Origin of the sequence: Collinsella aerofaciens (assembly GCF_015670795.1) — a bacterium.
Classification (GTDB): domain Bacteria; phylum Actinomycetota; class Coriobacteriia; order Coriobacteriales; family Coriobacteriaceae; genus Collinsella; species Collinsella aerofaciens_Q.
This window is the reverse complement of sequence record NZ_JADPCJ010000016.1, coordinates 1-21,403: the sequence shown is the minus strand read 5'-3', so window position 1 is coordinate 21,403 and position 21,403 is coordinate 1. Positions and strand designations below refer to the sequence as shown.

26 protein-coding genes and 3 tRNA genes are annotated in these 21,403 nt (G+C 62.8%); 9 read left to right on the top strand and 20 right to left on the bottom strand.

The features are described from left to right. Positions 1-25: 25 nt before the first annotated feature. From I4W09_RS06165 to I4W09_RS06110, 12 genes are all read right to left on the bottom strand, one after another. Positions 26-367 carry a hypothetical protein gene (locus I4W09_RS06165; protein WP_196032860.1) on the bottom strand — a complete coding sequence of 114 codons (342 nt, stop codon included), beginning with the start codon at positions 365-367 and terminating at the stop codon, positions 26-28. Continuing rightward, positions 364-1,011: a DUF6291 domain-containing protein gene (locus tag I4W09_RS06160; RefSeq protein WP_196032857.1), complete on the bottom strand. Its 648-nt coding sequence runs from the start codon at positions 1,009-1,011 to the stop codon at positions 364-366. The genes I4W09_RS06165 and I4W09_RS06160 overlap by 4 nt, the downstream gene beginning before the upstream one ends. Continuing rightward, complete coding sequence (locus I4W09_RS06155) at positions 1,004-2,197, bottom strand: tyrosine-type recombinase/integrase (protein ID WP_196032855.1); 1,194 nt, start codon at positions 2,195-2,197, stop codon at positions 1,004-1,006. Before I4W09_RS06155 ends, I4W09_RS06160 begins: the two co-directional genes overlap by 8 nt. After that, on the bottom strand, positions 2,184-2,540 hold the full coding sequence (locus tag I4W09_RS06150; protein ID WP_196032853.1) for a hypothetical protein: 357 nt from the start codon (positions 2,538-2,540) through the stop codon (positions 2,184-2,186). Before I4W09_RS06150 ends, I4W09_RS06155 begins: the two co-directional genes overlap by 14 nt. Then, positions 2,533-2,892: a hypothetical protein gene (locus I4W09_RS06145; RefSeq protein ID WP_196032851.1), complete on the bottom strand. Its 360-nt coding sequence runs from the start codon at positions 2,890-2,892 to the stop codon at positions 2,533-2,535. Before I4W09_RS06145 ends, I4W09_RS06150 begins: the two co-directional genes overlap by 8 nt. Continuing rightward, a complete protein-coding gene (locus I4W09_RS06140; protein ID WP_196032848.1) occupies positions 2,885-4,129 on the bottom strand; it encodes a ParB/RepB/Spo0J family partition protein in 1,245 nt (414 codons plus the stop codon). Before I4W09_RS06140 ends, I4W09_RS06145 begins: the two co-directional genes overlap by 8 nt. A gap of 10 nt (positions 4,130-4,139) precedes the next feature. Next, positions 4,140-4,298, bottom strand: coding sequence for a hypothetical protein (locus I4W09_RS06135; protein WP_006235497.1), 159 nt, complete (start codon positions 4,296-4,298; stop codon positions 4,140-4,142). Beyond that, positions 4,298-4,528 carry a hypothetical protein gene (locus tag I4W09_RS06130; protein WP_196032845.1) on the bottom strand — a complete coding sequence of 77 codons (231 nt, stop codon included), beginning with the start codon at positions 4,526-4,528 and terminating at the stop codon, positions 4,298-4,300. The genes I4W09_RS06135 and I4W09_RS06130 overlap by 1 nt, the downstream gene beginning before the upstream one ends. A gap of 338 nt (positions 4,529-4,866) precedes the next feature. Continuing rightward, positions 4,867-5,016: a hypothetical protein gene (locus tag I4W09_RS06125; protein ID WP_196032842.1), complete on the bottom strand. Its 150-nt coding sequence runs from the start codon at positions 5,014-5,016 to the stop codon at positions 4,867-4,869. Next, positions 5,013-5,204, bottom strand: a complete 192-nt coding sequence (locus I4W09_RS06120; RefSeq protein ID WP_196032839.1) for a helix-turn-helix transcriptional regulator — start codon at positions 5,202-5,204, stop codon at positions 5,013-5,015. Before I4W09_RS06120 ends, I4W09_RS06125 begins: the two co-directional genes overlap by 4 nt. Positions 5,205-5,391: 187 nt before the next feature. Beyond that, positions 5,392-5,604 (bottom strand): hypothetical protein, encoded by a 213-nt coding sequence (locus tag I4W09_RS06115; RefSeq protein WP_196032836.1) that lies wholly within the window; start codon positions 5,602-5,604, stop codon positions 5,392-5,394. Positions 5,605-5,618: 14 nt separating this feature from the next. Next, positions 5,619-5,846, bottom strand: coding sequence for a helix-turn-helix domain-containing protein (locus I4W09_RS06110; RefSeq protein WP_117563952.1), 228 nt, complete (start codon positions 5,844-5,846; stop codon positions 5,619-5,621). Between the two features lie 156 nt (positions 5,847-6,002). Here I4W09_RS06110 and I4W09_RS06105 point away from each other — a divergent pair, with 156 nt between their 5' ends. After that, on the top strand, positions 6,003-6,386 hold the full coding sequence (locus I4W09_RS06105) for a helix-turn-helix transcriptional regulator (RefSeq protein WP_196032833.1): 384 nt from the start codon (positions 6,003-6,005) through the stop codon (positions 6,384-6,386). 104 nt (positions 6,387-6,490) lie between these two features. After that, entirely contained in the window at positions 6,491-7,030 is a 540-nt protein-coding gene (locus I4W09_RS06100) for a hypothetical protein (RefSeq protein ID WP_196032830.1), read from the top strand. On the opposite strand, the gene I4W09_RS06095 is transcribed toward I4W09_RS06100, so the two are convergent. After that, positions 7,027-7,317 carry a hypothetical protein gene (locus I4W09_RS06095; RefSeq protein WP_196032827.1) on the bottom strand — a complete coding sequence of 97 codons (291 nt, stop codon included), beginning with the start codon at positions 7,315-7,317 and terminating at the stop codon, positions 7,027-7,029. The genes I4W09_RS06100 and I4W09_RS06095 overlap by 4 nt on opposite strands. A 317-nt stretch (positions 7,318-7,634) precedes the next feature. Between I4W09_RS06095 and I4W09_RS06090 the strand changes: the two genes are divergently transcribed. From I4W09_RS06090 to I4W09_RS06080, 3 genes are all read left to right on the top strand, one after another. After that, a complete protein-coding gene (locus I4W09_RS06090) occupies positions 7,635-7,823 on the top strand; it encodes a type II toxin-antitoxin system HicA family toxin (RefSeq protein ID WP_138339896.1) in 189 nt (62 codons plus the stop codon). Positions 7,824-7,849: 26 nt separating this feature from the next. Continuing rightward, positions 7,850-8,308, top strand: a complete 459-nt coding sequence (locus tag I4W09_RS06085; RefSeq protein ID WP_152078922.1) for a type II toxin-antitoxin system HicB family antitoxin — start codon at positions 7,850-7,852, stop codon at positions 8,306-8,308. A gap of 96 nt (positions 8,309-8,404) precedes the next feature. Continuing rightward, complete coding sequence (locus tag I4W09_RS06080) at positions 8,405-9,643, top strand: site-specific integrase (protein ID WP_196032823.1); 1,239 nt, start codon at positions 8,405-8,407, stop codon at positions 9,641-9,643. Between the two features lie 159 nt (positions 9,644-9,802). Here I4W09_RS06080 and I4W09_RS06075 read toward each other — a convergent pair. From I4W09_RS06075 to I4W09_RS06065, 3 genes are all read right to left on the bottom strand, one after another. Further along, positions 9,803-9,878, bottom strand: a tRNA-Lys gene (locus I4W09_RS06075). A gap of 43 nt (positions 9,879-9,921) precedes the next feature. Further along, positions 9,922-9,997: transfer RNA gene (locus I4W09_RS06070), tRNA-Lys, on the bottom strand. A gap of 22 nt (positions 9,998-10,019) precedes the next feature. After that, positions 10,020-10,096 (bottom strand) — tRNA-His (locus I4W09_RS06065). 166 nt (positions 10,097-10,262) lie between these two features. Between I4W09_RS06065 and I4W09_RS06060 the strand changes: the two genes are divergently transcribed. Together I4W09_RS06060 and I4W09_RS06055 are read left to right on the top strand one after the other, a co-directional pair. Beyond that, positions 10,263-11,444: a pyridoxal phosphate-dependent aminotransferase gene (locus I4W09_RS06060; protein WP_196032820.1), complete on the top strand. Its 1,182-nt coding sequence runs from the start codon at positions 10,263-10,265 to the stop codon at positions 11,442-11,444. A 141-nt stretch (positions 11,445-11,585) separates the two neighbouring features. Continuing rightward, entirely contained in the window at positions 11,586-12,476 is an 891-nt protein-coding gene (locus I4W09_RS06055) for an ROK family protein (RefSeq protein ID WP_196032816.1), read from the top strand. A 112-nt stretch (positions 12,477-12,588) separates the two neighbouring features. Here I4W09_RS06055 and I4W09_RS06050 read toward each other — a convergent pair whose 3' ends face one another. The 4 genes from I4W09_RS06050 to argS form a co-directional block, all read right to left on the bottom strand. Further along, complete coding sequence (locus I4W09_RS06050; RefSeq protein ID WP_006235485.1) at positions 12,589-13,038, bottom strand: VanZ family protein; 450 nt, start codon at positions 13,036-13,038, stop codon at positions 12,589-12,591. Positions 13,039-13,045: 7 nt separating this feature from the next. Next, the gene (locus tag I4W09_RS06045; protein ID WP_196032814.1) at positions 13,046-14,443 is read right to left on the bottom strand and encodes a hypothetical protein; all 1,398 of its coding nucleotides are present in this window, start codon (positions 14,441-14,443) and stop codon (positions 13,046-13,048) included. 311 nt (positions 14,444-14,754) lie between these two features. After that, a complete protein-coding gene (gene rho / locus I4W09_RS06040; protein WP_371732503.1) occupies positions 14,755-17,328 on the bottom strand; it encodes a transcription termination factor Rho in 2,574 nt (857 codons plus the stop codon). A gap of 529 nt (positions 17,329-17,857) precedes the next feature. Further along, complete coding sequence (gene argS, locus I4W09_RS06035) at positions 17,858-19,711, bottom strand: arginine--tRNA ligase (protein ID WP_196032812.1); 1,854 nt, start codon at positions 19,709-19,711, stop codon at positions 17,858-17,860. 342 nt (positions 19,712-20,053) lie between these two features. Here argS and I4W09_RS06030 point away from each other — a divergent pair, with 342 nt between their 5' ends. Beyond that, complete coding sequence (locus I4W09_RS06030) at positions 20,054-20,539, top strand: CarD family transcriptional regulator (protein ID WP_022094807.1); 486 nt, start codon at positions 20,054-20,056, stop codon at positions 20,537-20,539. Positions 20,540-20,647: 108 nt separating this feature from the next. Continuing rightward, positions 20,648-21,247 carry an HD domain-containing protein gene (locus I4W09_RS06025; RefSeq protein ID WP_196032809.1) on the top strand — a complete coding sequence of 200 codons (600 nt, stop codon included), beginning with the start codon at positions 20,648-20,650 and terminating at the stop codon, positions 21,245-21,247. Positions 21,248-21,403 lie beyond the last annotated feature (156 nt).

Here is a 21,403-nt window from a genome sequence, read left to right as displayed (position 1 = left end):
CTCTCTCCTCTCAATCTCAAAAGAATTAGGTGTTCTTTGCGCCGGGGGCTCCCCCGCCGGCGCCGTCTCCACCGTCTAGCGGCGGGAACCCCATCGCCTGCTGGCCCAGCTGACCCGCCGCCGTTGGCACACTTTTGGCATACCTCCAGCTCGGCTCCTTGCCGCGCGCGAGCTTGGCGATGTCCTCGTACAGGTCGGCCTTCTGCTTCCGGCTGGCACGCGCCGCGGCAAGCTTCTGTTTCTTGGCCAGCAGAACGGCCTCCCTGCTCGACATGACGTTCGCCATGTAGATGCGCGTTATGTCGAGCGGGCGGCCGTGGGCGGGGTCGGCCTTCTCGTTCCTGAGCATCTCCATGAGGGTGATCATGACGCCTCCGCTATCTGGCGCTCGAGCTCGGCTATGAGCTCGTCATCGGTCTTCACGGGCTGCCACACGGAGGCACGCTCGACCTCCTGCGAGGTCTGCCCGCCCCGTGCCTTGCGGTCGGCATCGAAGCCGACCTGCTTGCGGCTCCAGTTGCGGGCGAGCGCCCACACGTCGGTCACGGGCAGGCCGCTCGGCAGCGTCCAGCCCTGCGCGGCGTAGTGGTCGAAGAACTGGCGGGCGTCGCCCCGGAGGCAGTTGGCGGCGAAGTACGCCTCCACGTCCTCGGCCGACGGGGGCTCGAAGCCATCGGGCGCTTGGCGGGCCGCGCTATAGCCCGCTAGGGCTATCTCCTTCTCCTTCTCTTTCTGTCGGCTACCCTCTCGCCTACTGGGTTGACTACCCCCTTGGCTACCCCCTTGACCTCCTGCATTAGCCGCTCTCCTGAGACCCCCAAGGCTGCCGTTGACCATGGCGTCGATGCGGCCCCTTGCGAAGGTGAACGCCGCCATGGTCGTCGGCTTCAGCTTGGGCTCGACGCCCTCGTAGCCGTAGCGCAGCATCGCCCAGGCGAGCGCCATGCCCTCCCTGTCGCCCAGGGCGCGGCAGCCCTCGTAGAAGTCCCTGTTGAAGTTGAAGTTATTCATCCGTATCACCTCCGCAGATCGAATCGGTAAAGGCCGCGGCGGCGGCCTGGTCACGGCCCGGCATGACCGAGCCGTAGGTGCCGAGCGTCGTCTTGACGTCGGCGTGCCCCAGGCGCTCCTGCACCGTGCGCATGTCGAAGCCGTGCATGAGCAGCCAAGAGGCGTGCGTGTGCCGCAGGGAATGGAACACCGTCTCCTCCGGCAGCCCCAGGCCCCTCACGAGCGACTTGAAGCGGCTCGTCACGGTGGACGGGCGCGCGATGGCGCCGGCTGGCCCGAAGGTCACCACCAGCGCCGCCGGGCCCTTGCGCGAGAGCCACGTGTCCTGCCACTCGAGGTGGCGCTGCAGCTGGGCCTCCACCGCCGGGGCGAGCGACACGTTGCGCACGCGCCTGCCCTTGGTGTAGGCCTGCCGGTGCAGCTCGGGGTGCTCGACCGCCTGCCCCGCCACGTGCAGGTCGTGCAGGGCGCGGCGCCAGTCTCGGCGCTGCAGACCGCAGATCTCCCCGCAGCGCAGGCCCGTGTTGAGGGCGAGGTAGACCGCCATGGCCTCGGTGCGCCGCGAGATGTTGGCGGCAGAGGCAGATCGCGAGGACATGGCGGAGACCAGCGCCCGGGAGAGCTCGTCGGTGTCGAGCTCGGACAGCGCGAAGGGCTCCACGGGGTCGGGCGAGGGCGCGGGCACGTCGAGCATGATGTCCCGGCCCAACGCCGGTCGCCACGAGCGGTAGGCACCTTTGAGCAGCGCGTGCATCTTGAGCAGCGTCTTGGGCGACAGCCCCTTGCCGCTCCTGGGGGCGAGCAGCATGCGGTACGCCGCCGACACGTCCCAGGGCTCAAGCTGGTCGTAGGGCAGCCGGCCGATGGTCGGCTCCACCATCGTCCTTACCACGCTGCGGTACGTGGCCACCGAGTTGTCGGACAGGCCGTTGACGGGGTCCGAGATGTAAGTCTCGAGCATCGAGGACAGGCGCTTGGAACTGTTGCGCGCGGAGGAAGGGTCGAACGTGGCCGCCCACCTGTCGCACTCCACCTGCGCCTGCTCGCGCGTCAGATCCGCGTCCCACGACCTGTACGGTCTGATCCGCCTGCCGGTCACGCGGTCGGTGCCCATGTAGGGGCGAGCGAACCAGCGCCCGTCCGCCCCGCGCTGCACGACCGCCCGGCGCTCGCTAGATGTCGGCATCGACACCGAGCTCCGCCGCCATGTCGCGGATCTCCCTGCGCGCGTCCAGGTCGAGGGTCTGGACGCTGTCGGCGTGCCCGTGGGGGTCGGCGCCGAGCACGGCGACGAGCATGAGCTTGCGCGCGAGACCGTATGGAATGCCCACCTGGCGGAGGGCCTCAATGACCGTGTCGATGCCCGCGGCGGCGAGCGTGGCGATATCGCGGGGGCTTGACGCGCCCACGAAACACGCGTCCACGCTGCTGTCCCCGCTGACGGTCGTGACCGTCGCGCAGCGGCACTCGAAAGCGCGGACCTCGCCGCACGCCTCCACCGTCACCCTGACATTCTTCTCGCTACTCATCCTTCTCCTCCTTGGCGGTCTCCCCGTCCATGTCGATGTCGAGGTCGTAGTAGATCGCGCTCCGCTCTTCCTCCTCCGGGAATCCGCAGCGCACCGCGGCGTAGACGAGCTCGATGCGCATGGCGTCCATGGGGATGCCGGCGCGGACTCCGGCAGAGAGCAGCTCCGAGAGGGCTGCTTCCGCGAGAACCCTTATCGACTTCGAGTTGAAGGTGCCGGCGTGGAGCGATGTGCCGGGCTCACCGTCCGCCCCCACCGTTGCCACCATTGCCTCGCGGCAGAGGATGGAGCACTCATGCCCCCTGGCCGTCGCCGTCACCGTGACGTAGTTCTCGTCCTCTTCGCTACTCATCCTTCTCCTCCTTGAAACTCGCCTGAACCCTCTCCATGAGCCACACGTCCTCCTCGCCGGGCTCGAAGCCCGCGGAGCAGAAGATGTCATAGTGGTCGAGCCACGCCTCCGCGTCGTCGCCGCCCCAGCGGTTGTTGAGCTGGGCCATGTCCTTGGCCGCCGCCATGAGCCAGCAGCCGGCCTCGTACTCGCTGGGCCTGCACGCCTTGAGGTTGCGGGCGAACTCGTCGCGCACGGCACCGAAGCGCTCCTCGTTCTCGGGGTTGCTGTCGCCGCCCATCGCCACGAGCAGCGCGGGCGGGTCCTCGCGGCCCACGCGCACCTCCATCATGAGGTCCTTGGACATGGCGAAGGCGCCGGACGCCACGAAGCCGATCAGGCTCCTGTACAGTTCCTTGAGCGCCGCTGCCTCCCGTGCGGCCTCCTGCTCGGCCCTGATCTCCTCCTCGGTCTTCTCGGGCTCGTCGGCCTTCGGCCCATAGAGCTCCCAGTAGCTGCCGCCCCACACGGCGACAGTTCCGGCGGGAAACTCCTTCCCCTCGAGCTTCTCGGCGGCGAGGCCGACGTGGGACCAGTCCTTGTAGGTGAACCCTTCCGGCTTCTCCTTAACCACGGGGATGCCCGCGTCACCGAAGGCGTCGTAGTCCTCCGCCTTGGCCTCCTCGCGCTCGATGCGGCGACGGATGCCGTCGGCCTTGCCCGCCCAGCCGTCACCTGCGGCGAGGACCGCCTCGATGTCCTTCTCGTCCTCGAAGGCGCTCGCGGCCTCGAGCTGCTCCAGCGTCACCTGCGCGCCCGCGTCGATGCGACCGCGCAGCCTGCGCGCAGCGCGGATCTGCCCGGCGGTGGCGCGGCTCGCGCGCTCGATGCGCTGCTCGTCGATGCCCAGCACGAGCATCTGCTGCACGCCGCGGGCGCGCTCGGCCTCGGTCAGCTGGCGCTTGTCGTCGGTGGCGAGCATGGCCACGAGCTCGTTTGCCTCGTCCATGCTCTCCGCCACCAGCGCGGAGACCTCGCGGTCCTCACCGTAGATCGACGACAGCGCGCGGTAGCGGCGCTCGCCGTCCACGATACGGAACACGTTGCCGTCCGCCACGACCACGGGCGGGTTCAGCGGCTCGCCGCCGGTCGCCTCGATGCTGCGGGCCAGGGCGCCGATGTCGCCGAAGTCCTCGCGCGGGTTCTGCCCGCTCGGGCGGATATCGCCCAGGCGAACCTGTCTCTTCTCAAACTGCATATCAAACCTCCTAGTAGTACATCCCGCTCGGGGCGGTCCCCTCGATGGCGCCGGCCACGGCGATCAGGCCGATGAGCGCCACGGCGCACACGACGCTGCGCACGCGCTCGGGAAGCGAGTCCCACCACGCGCCGAGGCGGCAGCCCGCCTCCCAGACCAGGTCGCCCATCACGCCACCCGCCTCGGACGTCGCGCCGGCACGCAGTCGGGCGACGGCAGCGCCGGCACCGCGCCGCGCGCCTTGATGGCGGCGTCGATGTCCTCGCTGCTCACCACCTCGCGCGAGCTGTTGGGGTTGAGCGACGGGTAGCGCGGTATCACGCCCTGCATGACCATCGCGCGGAAGGTGATGCTGTCGCAGCAGGCGTATTTCGCGCCCTTGGCTATAGACATCCACATGGCCTTCTCCTTTCATTCGTATGAGCCAATCCCTTGCCGGAGGGCCGCACCAGATGGCGCAGCCGGAGGGCGCTCCCCCGCCAAAGGGAGCGGTGCCGCCGCCCCGCCAAGTCGGCGGCGGCACCATATGGGCCGGAAGTAGGGAGTCCGGCCCCGTCACGCCGCGGGCCCCGCGGAATGGGGCGGTACGGAACCCGTGGCGCGACGGGGGCGGGCCCGCCGTCAGCGGCGCATGAGGCCGAGCCCGACCCCGAACAGGAACGCGAAGGAAAGTGCGAGAATGAAACCCATGGGAACCTCCTTGGAAGGGAATCGAAGAGACGGTGGCGGGCCCGCCGTCAGTCGCGGAGCGACCCGACCACCCACGCCGCGATGAACGGCAGCGCCGCGGCAAAGCACACCCGCGCGAGCAGGTGCGCGCCCTGCGCGATGCAGAGCCACCCCGCGACATTCATCACGACGGCCGAGGCCAGCAGCGCCCGGGTCATTCCTCTTCCTCCAGATCCTCCATGGGCACGCCCAGCGCCCTCGCGAGCCGCTTGGCCGCCCCGTACTTCGCGTCGGCTATCCCCCGGCGCTCCCAGTTCCGTACCGTCGTCTCGGTCACGCCCGCCTTCACCGCGAGCTTGAACTGCGAGAGTCCCGCCTTCTTGCGGAGCCGTCTGATCTCATTCATCTCCGTGTCCCCACGAACCCGTAAACTCCTTTGCGTTCATCCCTTTACGCGAAAGGAGGTGATTACATGTCAAAACCGAAGGTCAAACTCAATGAGAGAAACCTGGGCCGCATCTTCACCAGCGGAATCGAGCGCGTCATTGCAACCGAGGGCTACGAAGCCCGCTGCCAAGTCTGCGGCCGGAGCTTCACTCTCCGACCGGAATCGATGCGCTGCCCCCACTGTGGGACGGGCTACCGCACGCGATGAGCTCGTAGGTGAGCTCCACCTCACCGAGATCATCGAGGATCTCGGCGGCCGCCTGCAGGTGCTCCGAAGCCTCCCTCGCCTTCTCCGCGAGCTCCATGGCCTCGGGGCACCTGCCCTCCAATACGAACTCGCCCATCTTCTTGCCTTCCATTTCTTCCCCCTTCCCTACGCGGCCTCGTCCGTGTTCCAGCCCATCAGGTCGTTGGGCGTGCAGCCGAGGGCCTGGGCGATGGCATAGGCCTTGTCGACGCCCGGAACCATCGAGCCGTTCTCGTAGCCGATGATTGAAGATGCCGAGAGCCCCGCCTTGTTGGCCAGCTGCTCCTGAGACATATCGGCGCGAGCGCGGGCGGCGCGAAGGTTCGCTCCGAACTCGTCCTTCGAAAACTCCATGTCTTCCTCCTTCTGAAATAGGGAACTTCTTCCCTGTGCAAATCAGAGTATAGGGAATCTTTTCCCGATTGCAATAGCAAACTAGGGCTTTTCTTGCCTTTTCTTTTGTGTATCTATAGAATCCTCGGTAAATACTTCCCTATATTGGAGGTGACGATGAACCTAAAACTTAAGCAGGCTAGGAAAGAAAACGGATATTCACAGGCCGATCTGGCAGACGCGCTGAACGTTGACATCAAGACAGTAGGCAACTGGGAACGAGGGAAAACTCTTCCCGATATTGAGCAGCTCTGGAAGTGCGCGAAGGTTCTGCACACCGACCCCAACGACCTCCTCGGATGGTACGAGGAGCATCCCGAGGACAAGCCGACGGCGCCGGCGGGCGCGGAGGGCGAGCTGATCACCTGCTACCGACAGAGCACCGAGAAGAGGCGCTCGAAGATCCTGGAGACGGCACGTGACCAGGCCGAGCTGTCCCAAAATCAGGCTGCAGCGCCTGAAATCGAAGGGCTGGAAGCGGATCAAATAAGGACAGCGTAGGCACAGGAGTCAAAACGCCAGATACTCCCCCATTTTCGTAACCCCACGAAAATGGGCGGACCTCAGCGCTTTGTTCAATTCATTTTTCGAAAGGAGTGGTTGCCATGTCTCAATCTTTGGCAGAGACGCACGTGGAGAATCTCATCTACGAGTGCGACTGCATCACAGCCGGAGATTACGGCGAGAGCACCCAGGAGCACATCGATGACCTCATGCTGCAGATGGAAGGGTTTTCCTTCCCGCTCATGTGCACCAGATCGTCGGCAATCCCCAGGGACAAGACATTGGATGGCGTGAAGCGCGCGAAGGGATGGCTCGTGGCAAACATGGCCACGCTCACGAACAGCGGAAACGGCACGACGGTCAGCTCCAGCAGCGTCTCACAGGCCACGGCGACGGCGGACGTTTCGGTAGAGGTTAGCCAGGCGGTGACCGAAATCGGCAACGACCCCGTTCTCGACAAAGAGACGAAAGAGGCACTCGAGCTGGCGCTGTCGCGGGCACGCATGGCAGCCGAGGCGAAGAACAAGACGGGGTTCGCCGAACACGTCGCAAAAGTTATCGACCTTGCGACGAAGAGCGCAGACCTCGTACCCAAGGCCCTGCTGGCCCTCGGAGCGCTCGCGAAGCTCTTCGGCGCCTAGGAAACCGCCCAGTACCCGGCAAGAACCCACTCGCCGGTGTCCGAGGACTTTTCGGCATTGATCTTGTACTCGAACAGGTTGGCCGCATCCATGCTCGCATCGACAAACGGAACCAAGGACCCGTTCACCAGGCGGACGCCCATTGCCTCGACCGTAACGGTGTCCCCGCGCTCTCGGGAGATGAGCTTGGAGCCAAGGGCGACCGGGGTACCCGTGACCTCGTCTAAGATCTGCGGGATGACGGAATCGTCCTCGTACGTGTACGCGCCGACGCTATAGCGAGCCATGGGTACCTCCAGGAGCGGGAATGGTGTTCACCACGATTATGACCCGCGGCGCGGCTAGGTTTTTCAGGTTTTTCCGGAAAAACCTCCAACGGGCACTCCAAAATGCCAGTTACTCCCCCATTTCCGTAACCCCACGAAAATGGGCAGGCGGCTGATTAAGTTGTTGCAGAAAGTGCAACGACTGCTTCTAAACAAAGAAACCCCGTGCGGCAATCTTGGCGGATCCGCTTGGGCAACATCAAAACTGTAAATACTTGCTAGTTTACTTGATTCATAACTATCAACTGTTTATAATTAAATTGTCGAAAGGAGGAGAGATGCCCAAGGAGCAGGAGCCCGCGCAGGTGCTCAAGCGGTTCAAGAAGGAGGGTTGGACGCTCTACACCGGCAAGGGCAGCCACGTGGTCGCGCGAAAGGAAGGAATCCAGATCAGCGTGCCCACCTCCAAGAAGGAGATACCGATAGGGACGTACCGAAAAATAGCTAAGACGGCGGGGTGGCTCTAGCCCCGCCCCCTTGGGGGTCGAAAGATATGAAGACATACGTTTACCAGGCGGTGCTCACACCCGACGAGGACGGCGGCTACGACGTGGAGTTTCCCTCACTGCCGGGATGCTTCACCTGCGGCGACACGATTGCCGAGGCCGCCGAGCAGTCCGTGGACGCGGCGAGCACCTACGTGGCCGCGCTCGTGAAGGACGGTCTTGCCGTGCCTGAGCCCGAGTTCATCGAGCCCGCAGACGGCGGGCTCTCCATGATGGTCGCCTTCTCCACGGACGAGGGGTACATCGTGGAGGGCGAGACGGTCTCGGCGGCCGAAGCCGCGCGCAGGCTCTCCGTCTCCCCCGGCAGGATCACCCACATGCTCGACTCGGGGATCCTTACGGGCTACCGCAAGGGCCGCCGCACCTACGTGACCGTGGAGAGCATAGCGGCGCGCCTGATCGACACGCCACGCTCGGGCAGGCCCAAGCGCCGCGCAGTCGCGTAGCCGGCCTCAACGCAAACAAAAAGCCCCGTGCGGCAATCTTGGCGGATCCGCACGGGGCATATGCCCTCCGGCAAAAGGGAAAGGCAGGACCATTATATGGCAACCAACGATACTTCAAGGTCAAAACTCGGCTCCAAGCGCGAGGTCGCGCCCGGCAAGTGGGTGATCCGCGTGCAGGCGGGCTTCCGCGCGGACGGCCACGTGCGCCGCGTGTCGCGCACCGTGTACGGCACCGAGACCGAGGCCGATATCGCCATCGCCCAGCTCGCGCAGGAGCTGGGTGTGTCCCAGGCGGCGCACGCGGGCGTGACGCTCGACATGTACTACTGGGGCGTGTTCCGCGACTCCCCCAGCAACCGCGGCAAGCCGCGCTCCAAGGCGAGCCTTCGCGAGTACGACGGGCAGATGTGCAACTACATCTCCCCCGTCCTGGGGAGCATCGACATCTCCGAGATAACCCACGACATGATGCGCAGCTGCATCGAGCGCTCGGGCGCGCCTGCCAAGACCAAGACCACCCTGCGCGCCGTCATGCGCCGTGCCTTCGACGACGGCTGGGTGACAGTGGAGCCCTTCCGCCGGCGTGTCATCGCTCCCAAAGCCAAGCAGGCACCCGTGGAGCCGTGGAGCATCCCCGAGGCCGCCGAGGCGCTGCGCAGGCTCGCCGCCAGCGACGACCGCGCGGATCTGGTCATGAACGCCTACTTGATTCTGGGCCTGAGCGGCCTGCGCAAAGAGGAGGCGTTGGCGGTGCGCCCGTGCGACCTCAAGGTCACCACGACCTACGACTTCGCCACGGGCCAGCCGACCGTCTCGGAGTACATCGAGGTCTGCCGCGCGTACACGGACGAGGACGGCGTGAAGGAGACCAAGAACGCCCATTCCGTGCGCACCGTGCCGGTTTTATTGGCGGGCCGCGAGCGCCTGCACCAGATCATGGACGAGCTGCGCCCGAGCATAACCGTCGAGGGCGGCACTTCGGTTACGGAGCAGGTGCGCGAATGGAGCGGGCAGCGCATCGTCAACATGCGCGGCGATAACCTCGTGCGGGCGTGGCGGCGCATGTGCGTGCGCCATGACCTGCGGTATATCCCTCCTAAGGCCCTGCGCCACACGTCCGAGACCATCATGGCGGCGACCGAGGTCGACCCGCTGAGCATCATGGATCTGCACGGCCATACGGACCTGGGGACAGATTACCGCCATTACATCAAACCGGGTCTAGCGGAGCGAGAGAAGGCCGCTAGGCAGGTCGGGCGCGCTCTGCAGATCGTCGAGGGAGGCGGTGCGGACGGCGGTTTTAATGGCACCGGTCTGGGTGTCGAAACGCTCTAAATTGCATTTTCTAGGTCCACTACCTGCAAAATGCATAAAACGCCCCCTGCCGCGCATAAACGGCAGGGGGCGCAAAACGCGAACGGTAACGGACGGTTATGATTTGGCTTCTCGGCAAACAAAAAAGGTCAGCGCCGAACCGCTGACCTGTGCGTCCTTTGGTGGGCCGTCAGGGGGTCGAACCCTGGACCTTGGGATTAAGAGTCCCCTGCTCTACCAACTGAGCTAACGACCCAAAGCTAAAGTCCGTTGTGGCGGACTTTAGAGGAGATATCGTGTGGTGGGCCGTCAGGGGGTCGAACCCTGGACCTTGGGATTAAGAGTCCCCTGCTCTACCAACTGAGCTAACGACCCGATATCAACACGAAGCAAGAACTGGGGTGGGTAAAGGGACTCGAACCCTCGACCTACGGGACCACAACCCGTCGCTCTAGCCAACTGAGCTACACCCACCGTGTCCTGTGCGCTTCGCGCTCGACTATTATTGCAAGGAACGCCACGCGATGCAAGCCCCAATTTTCAAGAATTTTGAAAAGAGTTTTTCGAGACCATTTCGAGCAAATCCCACCGGTTTCATAGGAGTAAACTTGCCCCACTGCAAATGCTCGAAAGGACCGGCATGAAAGAACTCTCCAACCGCACGGCAACGTTTACCGATTCCGTCATCCGCCGCATGACGCGCATCTCCAATAAGTACGGCGCTGTCAACCTGTCGCAGGGCTTCCCCGACTTCGATCCCCCGGCGCAGCTGCTCGATAGCCTCAGCGCCATTGCCAGCGACCCCAAGCCGCTCTATCACCAGTACTCCATTACCTGGGGCTCCCAGGCCATGCGCGAGGCGCTCGCCGCCAAACAGGAGCACTTTATGGGCATGCCGGTGAACCCCAACGAGAATATCGTAGTCACCTGCGGCTCCACCGAGGCCATGATGGCCGCCATGATGACGGTCACCAACCCCGGCGACAAGGTCGTCATCTTCTCGCCGTTCTACGAGAACTACGGCGCCGACACGATCCTTTCGGGTGCCGAGCCCATCTACGTGCCGCTCAACCCGCCTGCGTTCGACTTTGACCGTGAGACGCTCGAGGCGGCCTTCCGCGACAACGACCCCAAGGCCATCGTCCTGTGCAACCCTTCCAACCCCTGCGGCAAGGTCTTTACGCGCGAGGAACTCACCTTTATCGCCGACCTCTGCAAAAAGTACGACGCCTACTGCATCACCGACGAGGTATACGAGCACATCGTCTACGCGCCCCACGAGCACGTCTATATGGCCACGCTGCCCGGCATGTTCGAGCGCACCATCAGCTGCAGCTCGCTGTCTAAGACCTACTCCATCACCGGCTGGCGTCTGGGCTACACTATCGCCCCCGCCGAAATCACCGAGCGCATTAAAAAGGTCCACGACTTCCTCACCGTGGGCGCCGCCGCTCCCCTGCAAGAGGCTGTCGTCACCGCCCTCAATTTCGACGACAGCTATTACGATGAGGTCCTTGACCTCTATACCGCCAAACGCGACCTGTTCTGCCAGGGACTCGACAGCATCGGTCTTGAGCATAACGTGCCGCAGGGCGCCTACTACGTCATGCTGGACATCTCTGAGTTTGGCTACGACAGCGACCTCGAGTTCTGCGAGGACCTGGCCTCAAAGGTGGGCGTGGGCGCCGTGCCCGGCTCGTGCTTCTTCCGCGAGCCCGTCAACCATCTGATTCGTTTCCACTTTGCCAAGCGAGACGAGACGCTTAACGCGGCATTGGAGAATCTCAAGTCGCTACGTGATAAAATCAAGCCGCGCGGGTAAGGACGGCCCGGCAACTAAAGCAACCAAAGAAGCCTCGCACCGCCCGCCGCGTTGCGAAGCTTCTTTCTATAGCGCTTTCTTAAATGGTTTAGAGCTCTATACTTTAGTCACGGAGCAACTCGTCCCAGAGAGAGGAATACTATGGCAGAGCAGCAGCTTATCGGAGCGCTCGAGGCCGGTGGCACCAAGATGGTCTGCGCCACGGGCTATGCGGACGGTACGGTCCTAGAGCGCGAGCAGATCGCGACCACGACCCCGCAGGAGACCGTTGAGGCCGTCAACGCATGGTTTGCCGACAAGGGCATCGCCGCGCTGGGCATCGGCGCCTTTGGCCCCACCGCAGTCAACCCTGCCTCGCCCCAATACGGCAAGATTCTGGAGACGCCCAAAACGGCATGGCGCTACTTTGACCTGCTGGGCACTATCCAAAACGAGCTCAATATCCCCTGCGGCTACGATACCGACGTCAACGTCGCCTGCCTGGGCGAGGTCACGTTTGGTTGTGCCAAGGGCCTTACCGATGTGGTCTACCTGACCATCGGTACCGGCGTGGGCGCCGGCGTGCTCTCGGGCGGCCAGCTCGTGCACGGCATGATGCATCCCGAGGCTGGCCACATCCTGGTCACGCGAGACCCGCGCGACACCATTGGCGAGCACAGCGCCTGCCCCTTCCACGACAACTGCCTCGAGGGCCTCATCGCCGGCCCCGGCGTTAAAAAGCGCTGGGATGGCAAGAGCGCCGGAGACATGGCCGATGACCCGGAGGCCATGGACCTGCTCGCCGGTTATCTGGCACAGGCGCTCATGACCTACACGCTGTGCTACGCACCGCAAAAGATTATCATCGGCGGCGGCGTGGCCGACCACACCCCCATCGTGCCGCTCGCACGCAAAAAGTGCGCCGAAATGCTCAACGGCTATATCGTCACGCCCGAGGTCAACGACATCGATAACTACATCGTCAACAACAGCCTCGAGGGCAAGCAGGGCATCATGGGCTGCCTGGCTCTGGGCGCACAGGCGCTTCAGTAGCAGACGCACCCACAGGGCGTGGCGCGCTCGGCAAATCCAACCTACGGAACGACGCCACCACGCCTCATATAAGCCCTCAAAAAAAAGGCCGCCTAGGACCAAACAATACGTCCTAGGCGGCCTTTTTGGCGCACATCAGCGACCGTAAGAGATATCGGAGCACAACGCCCGTTGCCGCTCCACAGCAGTCGATCATCACATCGGTGATCATGCCGGCGCGTCCCGGCACAAAGAGCTGAATCGTCTCGTCGATCGAGGGAATCAGCAGCAGGAACACCGCCGTGGGCAGCAGCACGTCAAAGGTGCGCCGGCCCTCAAAATCAAAGGCGTGCGTTGCCAGGATGCCGAGCACCATATACTCGGTAAAATGCGCGCACTTGCGAACAACAAAGTTGGTCACCCATTCATATGGAAGTCCCACGCCGTGCAGGAAACCGCGGATAGCTTCCATGACCGTTAGGCTCAGCGAGCCCGACCCCGAGCCGGGAACCAGCGAATTGCCCCAGATCAAGAGCGCCATCAGGCAGGTTACAACCGCCCATTTTCGATTGATCTTAACCATGCAGAAGTTATGCCTCCGCGCGGAGCGGCGCGAAGCTGGCGGTACCGCCCTCGATAACGCTCAGATAGGCACGGCCCGTACGCTTGGCGGTTGAGGACTGCAGGCGCTCGATCTCTTCCTCGAGGATCTGATTGACGCGCTCGTGACGACGATTTTCCATAATGCCGGCGGCAATAGCCTCGGCTCGCTCGATGCTCTCGCGCGAGATGCGGGCGGTATCCTCGGGGAACACAGCGCTGTGACGGCCGACATAGGCGGGGGCAGTAGGCTGAGGGGCAGCGACGGGAGCGGGCGCTACAACAGGAGCGGGCTCGTCAATCTCATCCAGAATCGCGGTGGCGGCGGCCCACATGTCCTCGTGGCCCGAGTAATCGGCCATGGGGACATCAACCTCGAGCGAGGCGTCCGGAAGGTCGCCGGTGTCGATGCGATCTTGGGCATCAATCGATGCGGTGATGGCTGCAGGCTCATCGAGGTCATCGAGATCGATGTCCGCGGCACCGGAGATGATAGGCATGCTGGCGAGGTTTGCGTTGTACGGCGCAGCCTCAGCCGCCTGCTGCTGGGCAGGAGCGCCCCACAATGAGCTTTCGGCGGCACGGCGGGCGGCAACGGCCTCCTCGTCCGCAGTCATGGCTTCATCAACGTACGAATTGTCGGCAGAAGCGTTCGCGTCCGCCGAGGTAGCGTTGTAGGCGTTATTGGACGCGTTGGCAACGAGTGCCACAAAAGCCGCCGTGCTGCCCGCAGGTGCGGCCTGGGAGCCCGACACGGCACGCGCCGCGGCGGCGATGTCGTCGCGATTGAAGGAGCCGGTCTGCCCGCCGTTGGTGAGCTCGTCGATGGCGACTTGATAGACGTCGCGCGAGTGTGCAGGGTCGCAGCTCACCGGCGAATCGTCGTCGAGCATACTGTCGATCATGGACCAAGCCTCGTCCTCGTCCATAGCATCTGCGGCTCGAGCGATGGTAGGGACACCATCATCGGTATGACGGCGCTGGAACGCACCAGTCAGGCCGGAAAGGAATGCCGAGGTAGACTGCTCCGACTGAGCCTGAGAAGCAGAAGCGGTAGCATAAGGAGTCGCATCCTGCTGCTGAGCTGGAATCGAGGCGGTCTTGAACTCGCTTTGATGCTGATTGAGATTGGCGGCACCGCCCATGGCATCGGGCTGGAACAGACGCTCTTCACGCTGCGCATGGTACTCGGAGATACCCAGCGAGGCGGCATAGATACCCACGCCCGCCACCGCGCCCACGGCGAAGGGAACCGCACCCGCCACGACCGTCTCGTTCACCGACGAAAACGGTAGCGTCGCGGCATACATAACCACGGGAGCGGCAAGGCCGATCCCGCACGAAAGTCCGGCAAGGACTGCTCGTTGTGTTGCATCAGAAGAAGCCATGAGCTCTCCCCATCTTCCAGCACCCAAATCGCATCATTCAGTTGGCTGCGCGAGAGAAGATGAAGCGGGGCTATGCCCCAAAGCAACGGTATATGGTTCGTTTCATCTGCGTTTTCCGTCGCGAAGCTTAAAAGCTATTATGCGAAACCGCCCTGCCGATTGCAAGCGACGATGTCGGATTGAAACGGGAAACCTGCTGCTTGTCAGTCTTATGGTCAAAAAAGCGCGGAGCGGCGATATAGAAAAGGGCCGAGGCTCAAAGCCCCGACCCTTTATCGCATTGATGACTATCGCTGCGTGTGGATGACAACCTAGAACGTCTGCTCGTAGTCGCTGTGCTTTTTGGCCGAACGCACCAGGAACTCCTGGTTGGTGTTGGTGCCCTTAAGACCCTTGATAAACGATGCGGCCGCGCGCTCGGTGTTGTTCATGCCGGCAAGAATGCGACGCAGGCCAAAGACAAACGGACGCATCTGCTCGTCAACCAACAGGTCCTCGTTACGCGTACCGGAGGCAACGGGGTCGATAGCCGGGAAGATGCGGCGGTCGGCCAGGTCGCGGTCGAGCTTGAGCTCCATGTTGCCGGTGCCCTTGAACTCCTCAAAGATGACCTCGTCCATCTTGGAGCCGGTGTCGATGAGGGCAGAGGCCAGGATGGTGAGCGAGCCACCGTTCTCGATATTGCGGGCTGCGCCCAGGAAGCGCTTGGGCGGATACAGTGCCGCCGAATCGACGCCGCCCGAAAGGATGCGGCCTGAGGCGGGCGCCGCCAAGTTGTAGGCGCGGGCAAGACGCGTGATGGAGTCGAGCACCACCACGACATCGCCGCCCAGCTCCACGATGCGCTTGGCGCGCTCGATGACGAGCTCTGCCACACGAGTGTGGTTGTCGGCGGGCATATCGAAGGTCGACGCCACAACCTCGCCCTTGATGGAACGCTGCATATCGGTAACCTCTTCGGGGCGCTCGTCGACGAGCAGGCAGATGAGGTGCACCTCGGGGTTGTTAATCGAGATAGACTGGCAGATCTTCTTGAGGATTGTGGTCTTGCCGGCCTTGGGCGGGGACACGATCAAGCCACGCTGACCCTTGCCGATCGGCGACACGATGTCGATGGCGCGACCGGTAATGGAGTCCTTGCCATGCTCCATGCGCAGCGGCTCGTTGGGATAGACCGGGGTGAGGTCACCGAACTTGGGGCGGTTGCGAATCTGCTCGGGGTCTAGACCGTTGACGGTCGTGATTTTGGCGAGGCCGGCGCGCTTGTCGCCGCCGCGCGAAGGACGAAGCGAGCCCTCGATGACGTCGCCCGTGCGCAGACGCGCGGAGCGGATGAGGTAGGCGGGCACGAAGGCGTCGTCGTTGGACTTCATGTAGCCATGGGCATGGATGATACCGGAGCTGTCCGGACGAATCTGCAGGATGCCCTTGATGTCGCGGAAGCCCTCGGCCTTCGCGGCGGTGACGTAGATCTCCTCGACGAGCTCGGCTTTCTTCTTGCCGGTCGTCTCAATCTCGAACTCCTTGGCCTTCTCGCGCAGCTCGGCGACCTTCATGGCCGCGAGCTCCTCGCGCGAAAGCGTGGGCTCGGTGGGAGCGGCATTACGCTCCTTGTTGCGCTGCTTGCGATCGCGCTGGCGGTTGCGGCGGTCGTTGTTGCGCTCGTCCTTGCGCTCGTTGCGCTCGTCGTTGCGCTTGTGCTGGCGACGGTTGGGGCGAGCGCCGTCTTCGGCCTCGGCGGGCGCGGCGCCATCGGTTGCGGCGGCATCGGCGTTAGCCGCAGTATCATCGCTGGCCTCGGCCTTGGAATCGCCCTGCAGCTCGGCCTCGGCCTGCTGCTCGGACGCCTTGGCCTTAGCGGACTTCTTACGACCGCGCTTGGGCTTCTCGGACGCAGACTGTTCGACGTCTTGGGGCTCGGCGGCATCAGTCGATGCATCGGCGGTCGTCTCGGCGGAATCCTCGGACGCACCCTTCTTGGCAGTCTTGGCCTTGGACGTGCGCTTAGCAGCAGTACGATGGCTGCGACCAGGACGGACGTCGGCGGGCTCGACATCGGCGGGAGCGGCCTCGGAAGTCGTAGCATCCTGGACGGGTGCATCGGCAGCGGTTGCAGACTCGGCGGTCGCCGCAGCATCCCGAGCGGCTGCAGCTGCGGCTGCGGCCTTCTCTGCCTCGACGAAGGCCTTGGGCTTGCGACCGCGACGGTGCGGGCGCAAAGCCGGATCGACAACGGGAACTTCGCTGGCCTCGACAGGCGCAGCGGACTCAGCAGGCGATGCGCCCTCCCCTGCCGCGGAACGAACCGAAGCCTCGGTGAGCTCGAGGGTTACCTGATCGGCAACCTGCTCGGCCTTAGCAGCCGTGCGACGGCGTGTGCGCGGTGCCGGCTTCTCGGTCGGCTGGTCGGCGGCAGGGGTCTCGGTGGCGGCAGGCGTCTCGGGCACAGACGGAGCTGCAAGCTCGGTCAGAGCCGCGGCCTCGCGCTCGGCAGCACGACGGCGGGCGCGCACCACCTGAGCCTCGCTAATCTGCGCCAACGCACGTGCCTGCGCGACCTCATCGGAAATCGGCGCCGAGGAGTCAGCTGCAACGGTGCGCTTGACGCGCGTCATGCGCGTGGTACGGCGCTTGGGCTTGGTGACCTCCTCGCCGTCAGCAGCAGGCTTGGCCGTGCGGCGCGTACGCTTGGGCTTTGCCGGAGCAGCCTCCTCACCAGTTGCAGGCACGGCCTTCTCAGCCGTTGCAGGCGTAGGCGTCGAAGCAGCCTTAGGCGTCTCAGGAGCCGAGGCATGCGCGGGCGCCGCGACCTGGTCCGACGCAACCGGTGCAGCGGGAGCGGCTTGCGTCGTCGTTATTTCGTTTTCTTGCTGTTGATCAGACACAGTGTTTGCTCAACTTTCTTTTCAAGCCCTGTGATCACATGCTCCCTGCATAAACCTTCAGGGCGGCTAAACAGTCTAGTTCCGTTCAAAACGACGGACATCATTGATCTGTATCGAGATGATTGCGTCATATACGCAGCGTTAGTGTAACACAACCGCCGCCACCTGCAACTTAGTCATTGGGAACGCTCTTAAACGACTAGTCAAAAGGGGCACTCTTTGGTTTAACACCCACAAATCTGACTGCCTCCGCCAAAACTATGGCGGTTTACTACGATGAATCGCTCAACCGCGACCACTCCGAAACTTGTTGAACTAAAACCGCAGGTAGATGCCCTGCACTTTTTTGCGAAAAGCTGGCGTGGTTGGAATTTCTCATATTCATCGTAGTGAACCGGCATAGTTTCGTATTTCCAGCAGTTCCAAATTCGTCAATACGTCGGCGTTTGCAAAAAACCCGACCTCCGCATGGAGATCGGGCTTATAGGGCTCAGCAAAGCCGAACCTACACGGTTAAATGACCCGCAGCTTACATCTGCTCGGGAGCGGAGACACCAACAAGGGTGAGCACCAGGGCGAGCGTCACGCGGACGGCATCGCAAGCGGCCAGACGGGCACGCGAAAGCTCGGGGTCGACGGGACGGCCCTCGCTCGGCAGCACCTGGCAGGCAGCGTAGAAGCTGTGGAAGTCGCCGGCAAGCTCCTCGGCAAAGTGCGTCAGACGGAACGGGGCGCGGTCGCGAGCGCAGCTGGCGATGAGGTCGGTGAGCTCGTTGAGCTTACGCGAAAGGGCAAGCTCGGTCGGGTCGGTCAGCAGCGAGTAATCGACGTTCTCGCCGATGGCCTTCTCGGCGACGGCCTTCATGCCCATCTCGTCAGCCTGCTCGGGCGTAACGTCGGCGGCACGGCGCAGGATGGAGCACACGCGGGCGTGAGCATACTGCACGTAATAGACCGGGTTGGAGTTGTCGCGCTTCTTAACGGCCTCAATATCGAAGTCGACCATCTGGTTGGAGCTCTTGGAGATGAGCGTGTAGCGAGCGGCATCGGAGCCGACCTCGTCGACGAGCTCCTGCAGGGTCACCATGGTGCCCTTGCGCTTGGACATTCGGACGGGCTTGCCGTTACGCAGCAGGTTGACGAGCTGGCCCAGCAGAACCTCGAACTTGCCGGGATAGCCAAGAGCGTCGCAGACGCAGCGGACGCGCTCGATGTAGCCGTGGTGGTCGGCGCCCCAGATGTCGATGACGTGGTCGACGCGCTGGAACTTATCCCAGTGATAGGCAACGTCGGAGGCGAAGTAGGTGTACTCGCCGTCGGACTTGATCAGAACGCGGTCCTTGTCATCGCCCAGGTCGGTGGAGCGGAACCACAGGGCGCCGTCCTTGGTGTAGAGATAGCCCATCTTGTCGAGCTTCTCAAAAGCGCGGTCGACGGCGGAGGTGCCGGCGGTCTCGCCCTCGGTGTCCTTCACATACAGCGAGCGCTCGGAGAACCAACGATCGAAGTCGCAGTTAACGGCATGGCAAAGGTCGCGCATGTTGTCGACCATCTTTACATAGCCGCGCTCGCGGAAGCTCTCCATGCGCTCCTGCGGATCGGCGTTGACCCACTTATCGCCGTCGGTGCGCCAGAACTCGGCGGCCTCGTCGATGATGTAGTCGCCGCCGTAGGAGTCCTTGCCCAGGGTCTCGGCAAAGTTGTCCTGATACGGATGGGTCTCGGGATGCTCGTCGTTCTCGTCGGCAACAAAGGCGTCGCGGTCGGCGATCAGCAGCTTGTGAGCCTCGTCGATATCCACGCCCTGCTTGGCGATGATGTCGGCAAGCTGCATATAGCGCGTGCTGATGGAGTTGCCGAAGGTGTTCATCTGAGAGCCGTGGTCGTTGATGTAGAACTCACGCTGGATGTCGTAACCGGCGTGATCCATAACGCGGCAGAGCGAGTCGCCCAGCGCGGCCCAGCGGCCGTGGCCGATGTGCATGGGGCCGACGGGGTTGGCGGAAACGAACTCGACCTGGGTCTTCAGGCCACCACCGACGTTGGACTTAGCGAAGTCCATACCCTTCTCGCGAGCCTCGCCAAAGATGGCATTCTTGACGGCAACGGAGAGGTAGAAGTTGATGAAGCCGGGACCTGCGATCTCGACTTTCTCGATCGCGGGGTCCTCGGGCATATGGGCAACGATGGCCTCGGCGATCTTGCGCGGGGCGCAGTGGGCCAGCTTGGCGGACTTCAGGGCCATGGTAGAGGTCCACTCGCCATGAGAAGTGTCAGCCGGTCGCTCGATAGCGCAATCGTCAAGTTCAAATGCGGAAAGGTCGCCGGCCTCCTGGGCCGCAGCAAGCGCAGCGCGTACCAGCTCTTCAATCTTCTCGGGCATAGGTCCTCCTTGTGTTAAAGCCCCCGAGCTCTTGGTCACTCGTAGGGCAAAAGCCAGAGTTTGTAGCACTCTATCACAAGCGGTAGCTACTGTCGCAGGGTAAAGCTAATAGATATTGCATATGCACAAAATTGACTACAGCTTGTATGGAGTCACTCAAAGATGCCAGTCTGCCTGCAAATTATGCACGCGTTGAAAATGCATAAAGGTGTGAATGAGCTGCGTCTTTTATCGAATACTCTTACCTATCAGAGTTGTGTGCTTTTCCTGCATAAAGTGAGGATTTGCGCACGTCAGCGTGTTATTCTAGACATACGTAAATTCGTATAAGTTGGAGGTAGCATGTTCTCAATCGGTCAACACGTCATTCATCCGGGTCAGGGAGTCTGCACCGTCGTCGGTTTTAGGGACGACACACCGCAGCCCATGCTGCTGCTCGAGACCAAGCAGGGACATGCGCAGACGATCCTCATGTACCCCGTGGCGCAGGCCGACCGTTTGCACGCCGCCATCTCTCAGCAAGATGCCGAGCACCTGCTGAGCCACTACGACGAGCTGGAGTGCGACACCTTTACCGAGCGCAACAGCTCACTTGAAGAGACGCACTTTAAGCAGCAGCTCAAGCTGGGTGCGCCCGAGACGGTCCGCGTGGCAAAGACCATGATGCACCGCATTCGCCAGGCCGAGGAAGCCGATAAAAAGCCCAGCTCCTACTACATGCGCGTACTCAAGGAAGCCAAGCGCCGCTCCATCGAGGAGTTTGCTGTGGCCTTGGGCGTCACCGAGGAGGACGCTGAAGCCCGCCTAGCCCAAGCCGCCCTCAACTAACCCACCCGCGCCAAAAACCACCACAAAGGGGACAGGCACCTTTGTGGTGGTTTTCTTGTTCTAGTAGTATTCATTCTTAGCGATACCCACGAGCACAAGGAGTCTCTTATGGCAGAGTCGCTTACCGCCGGAATCACCCGCGACCGCGCGTTCGAACTGCTCAACGAGCACAACAAAGACCCGTTCCACATCACCCATGGCGAGACGGTCGAGGGCACCATGCGCTACTTTGCGCGCGAGTTCGACCCCGAGAACGAGGAGTTTTGGGGCATCGTCGGTCTGCTGCATGACTTGGATTGGGAGGAGCATGAGGACGACCCCATGAACCACACCATCTATGCTGCCGAGATTCTTGAGGGCGAAGGTGCGTCTCCCGAGCTCATTCGCGCCATCCAGACGCACACGTCGGACTTCAACACCTCGCTGCCCAAACCCGAGCTGCAGATGGAAAAGGTCCTGTTTGCCTGCGATGAGCTCACCGGCCTGATCGGCGCTGCCATCATCATGCGCCCGAGCAAGAGCGTTATGGACTTTACGACCAAGTCGCTCAAGAAGAAGTTCAAGGACAAGCGCTTTGCCGCCGGCTGCTCGCGCGACGTAATTTCGCAGGGCGCCGAGATGCTGGGCTGGGAGCTCCCCGAGCTCTTTGACCGCACCATCGCGGCCATGCAGTCCTTCGCCCCCGACCGCGATACCTTCCAGGCCTAACCGCCCACGCCACCTAAAACCACCACAAAGGGGACAGTGAACTGCCTCCCATTTCTTGGACATCGGGAAATGGGAGGTTTGGAGTGGGAAGGATAAACTGGACTTTCTTTTAAGGATCCTCAAGCGTATTGCCGCTCGTATTCCACTGGAGACATG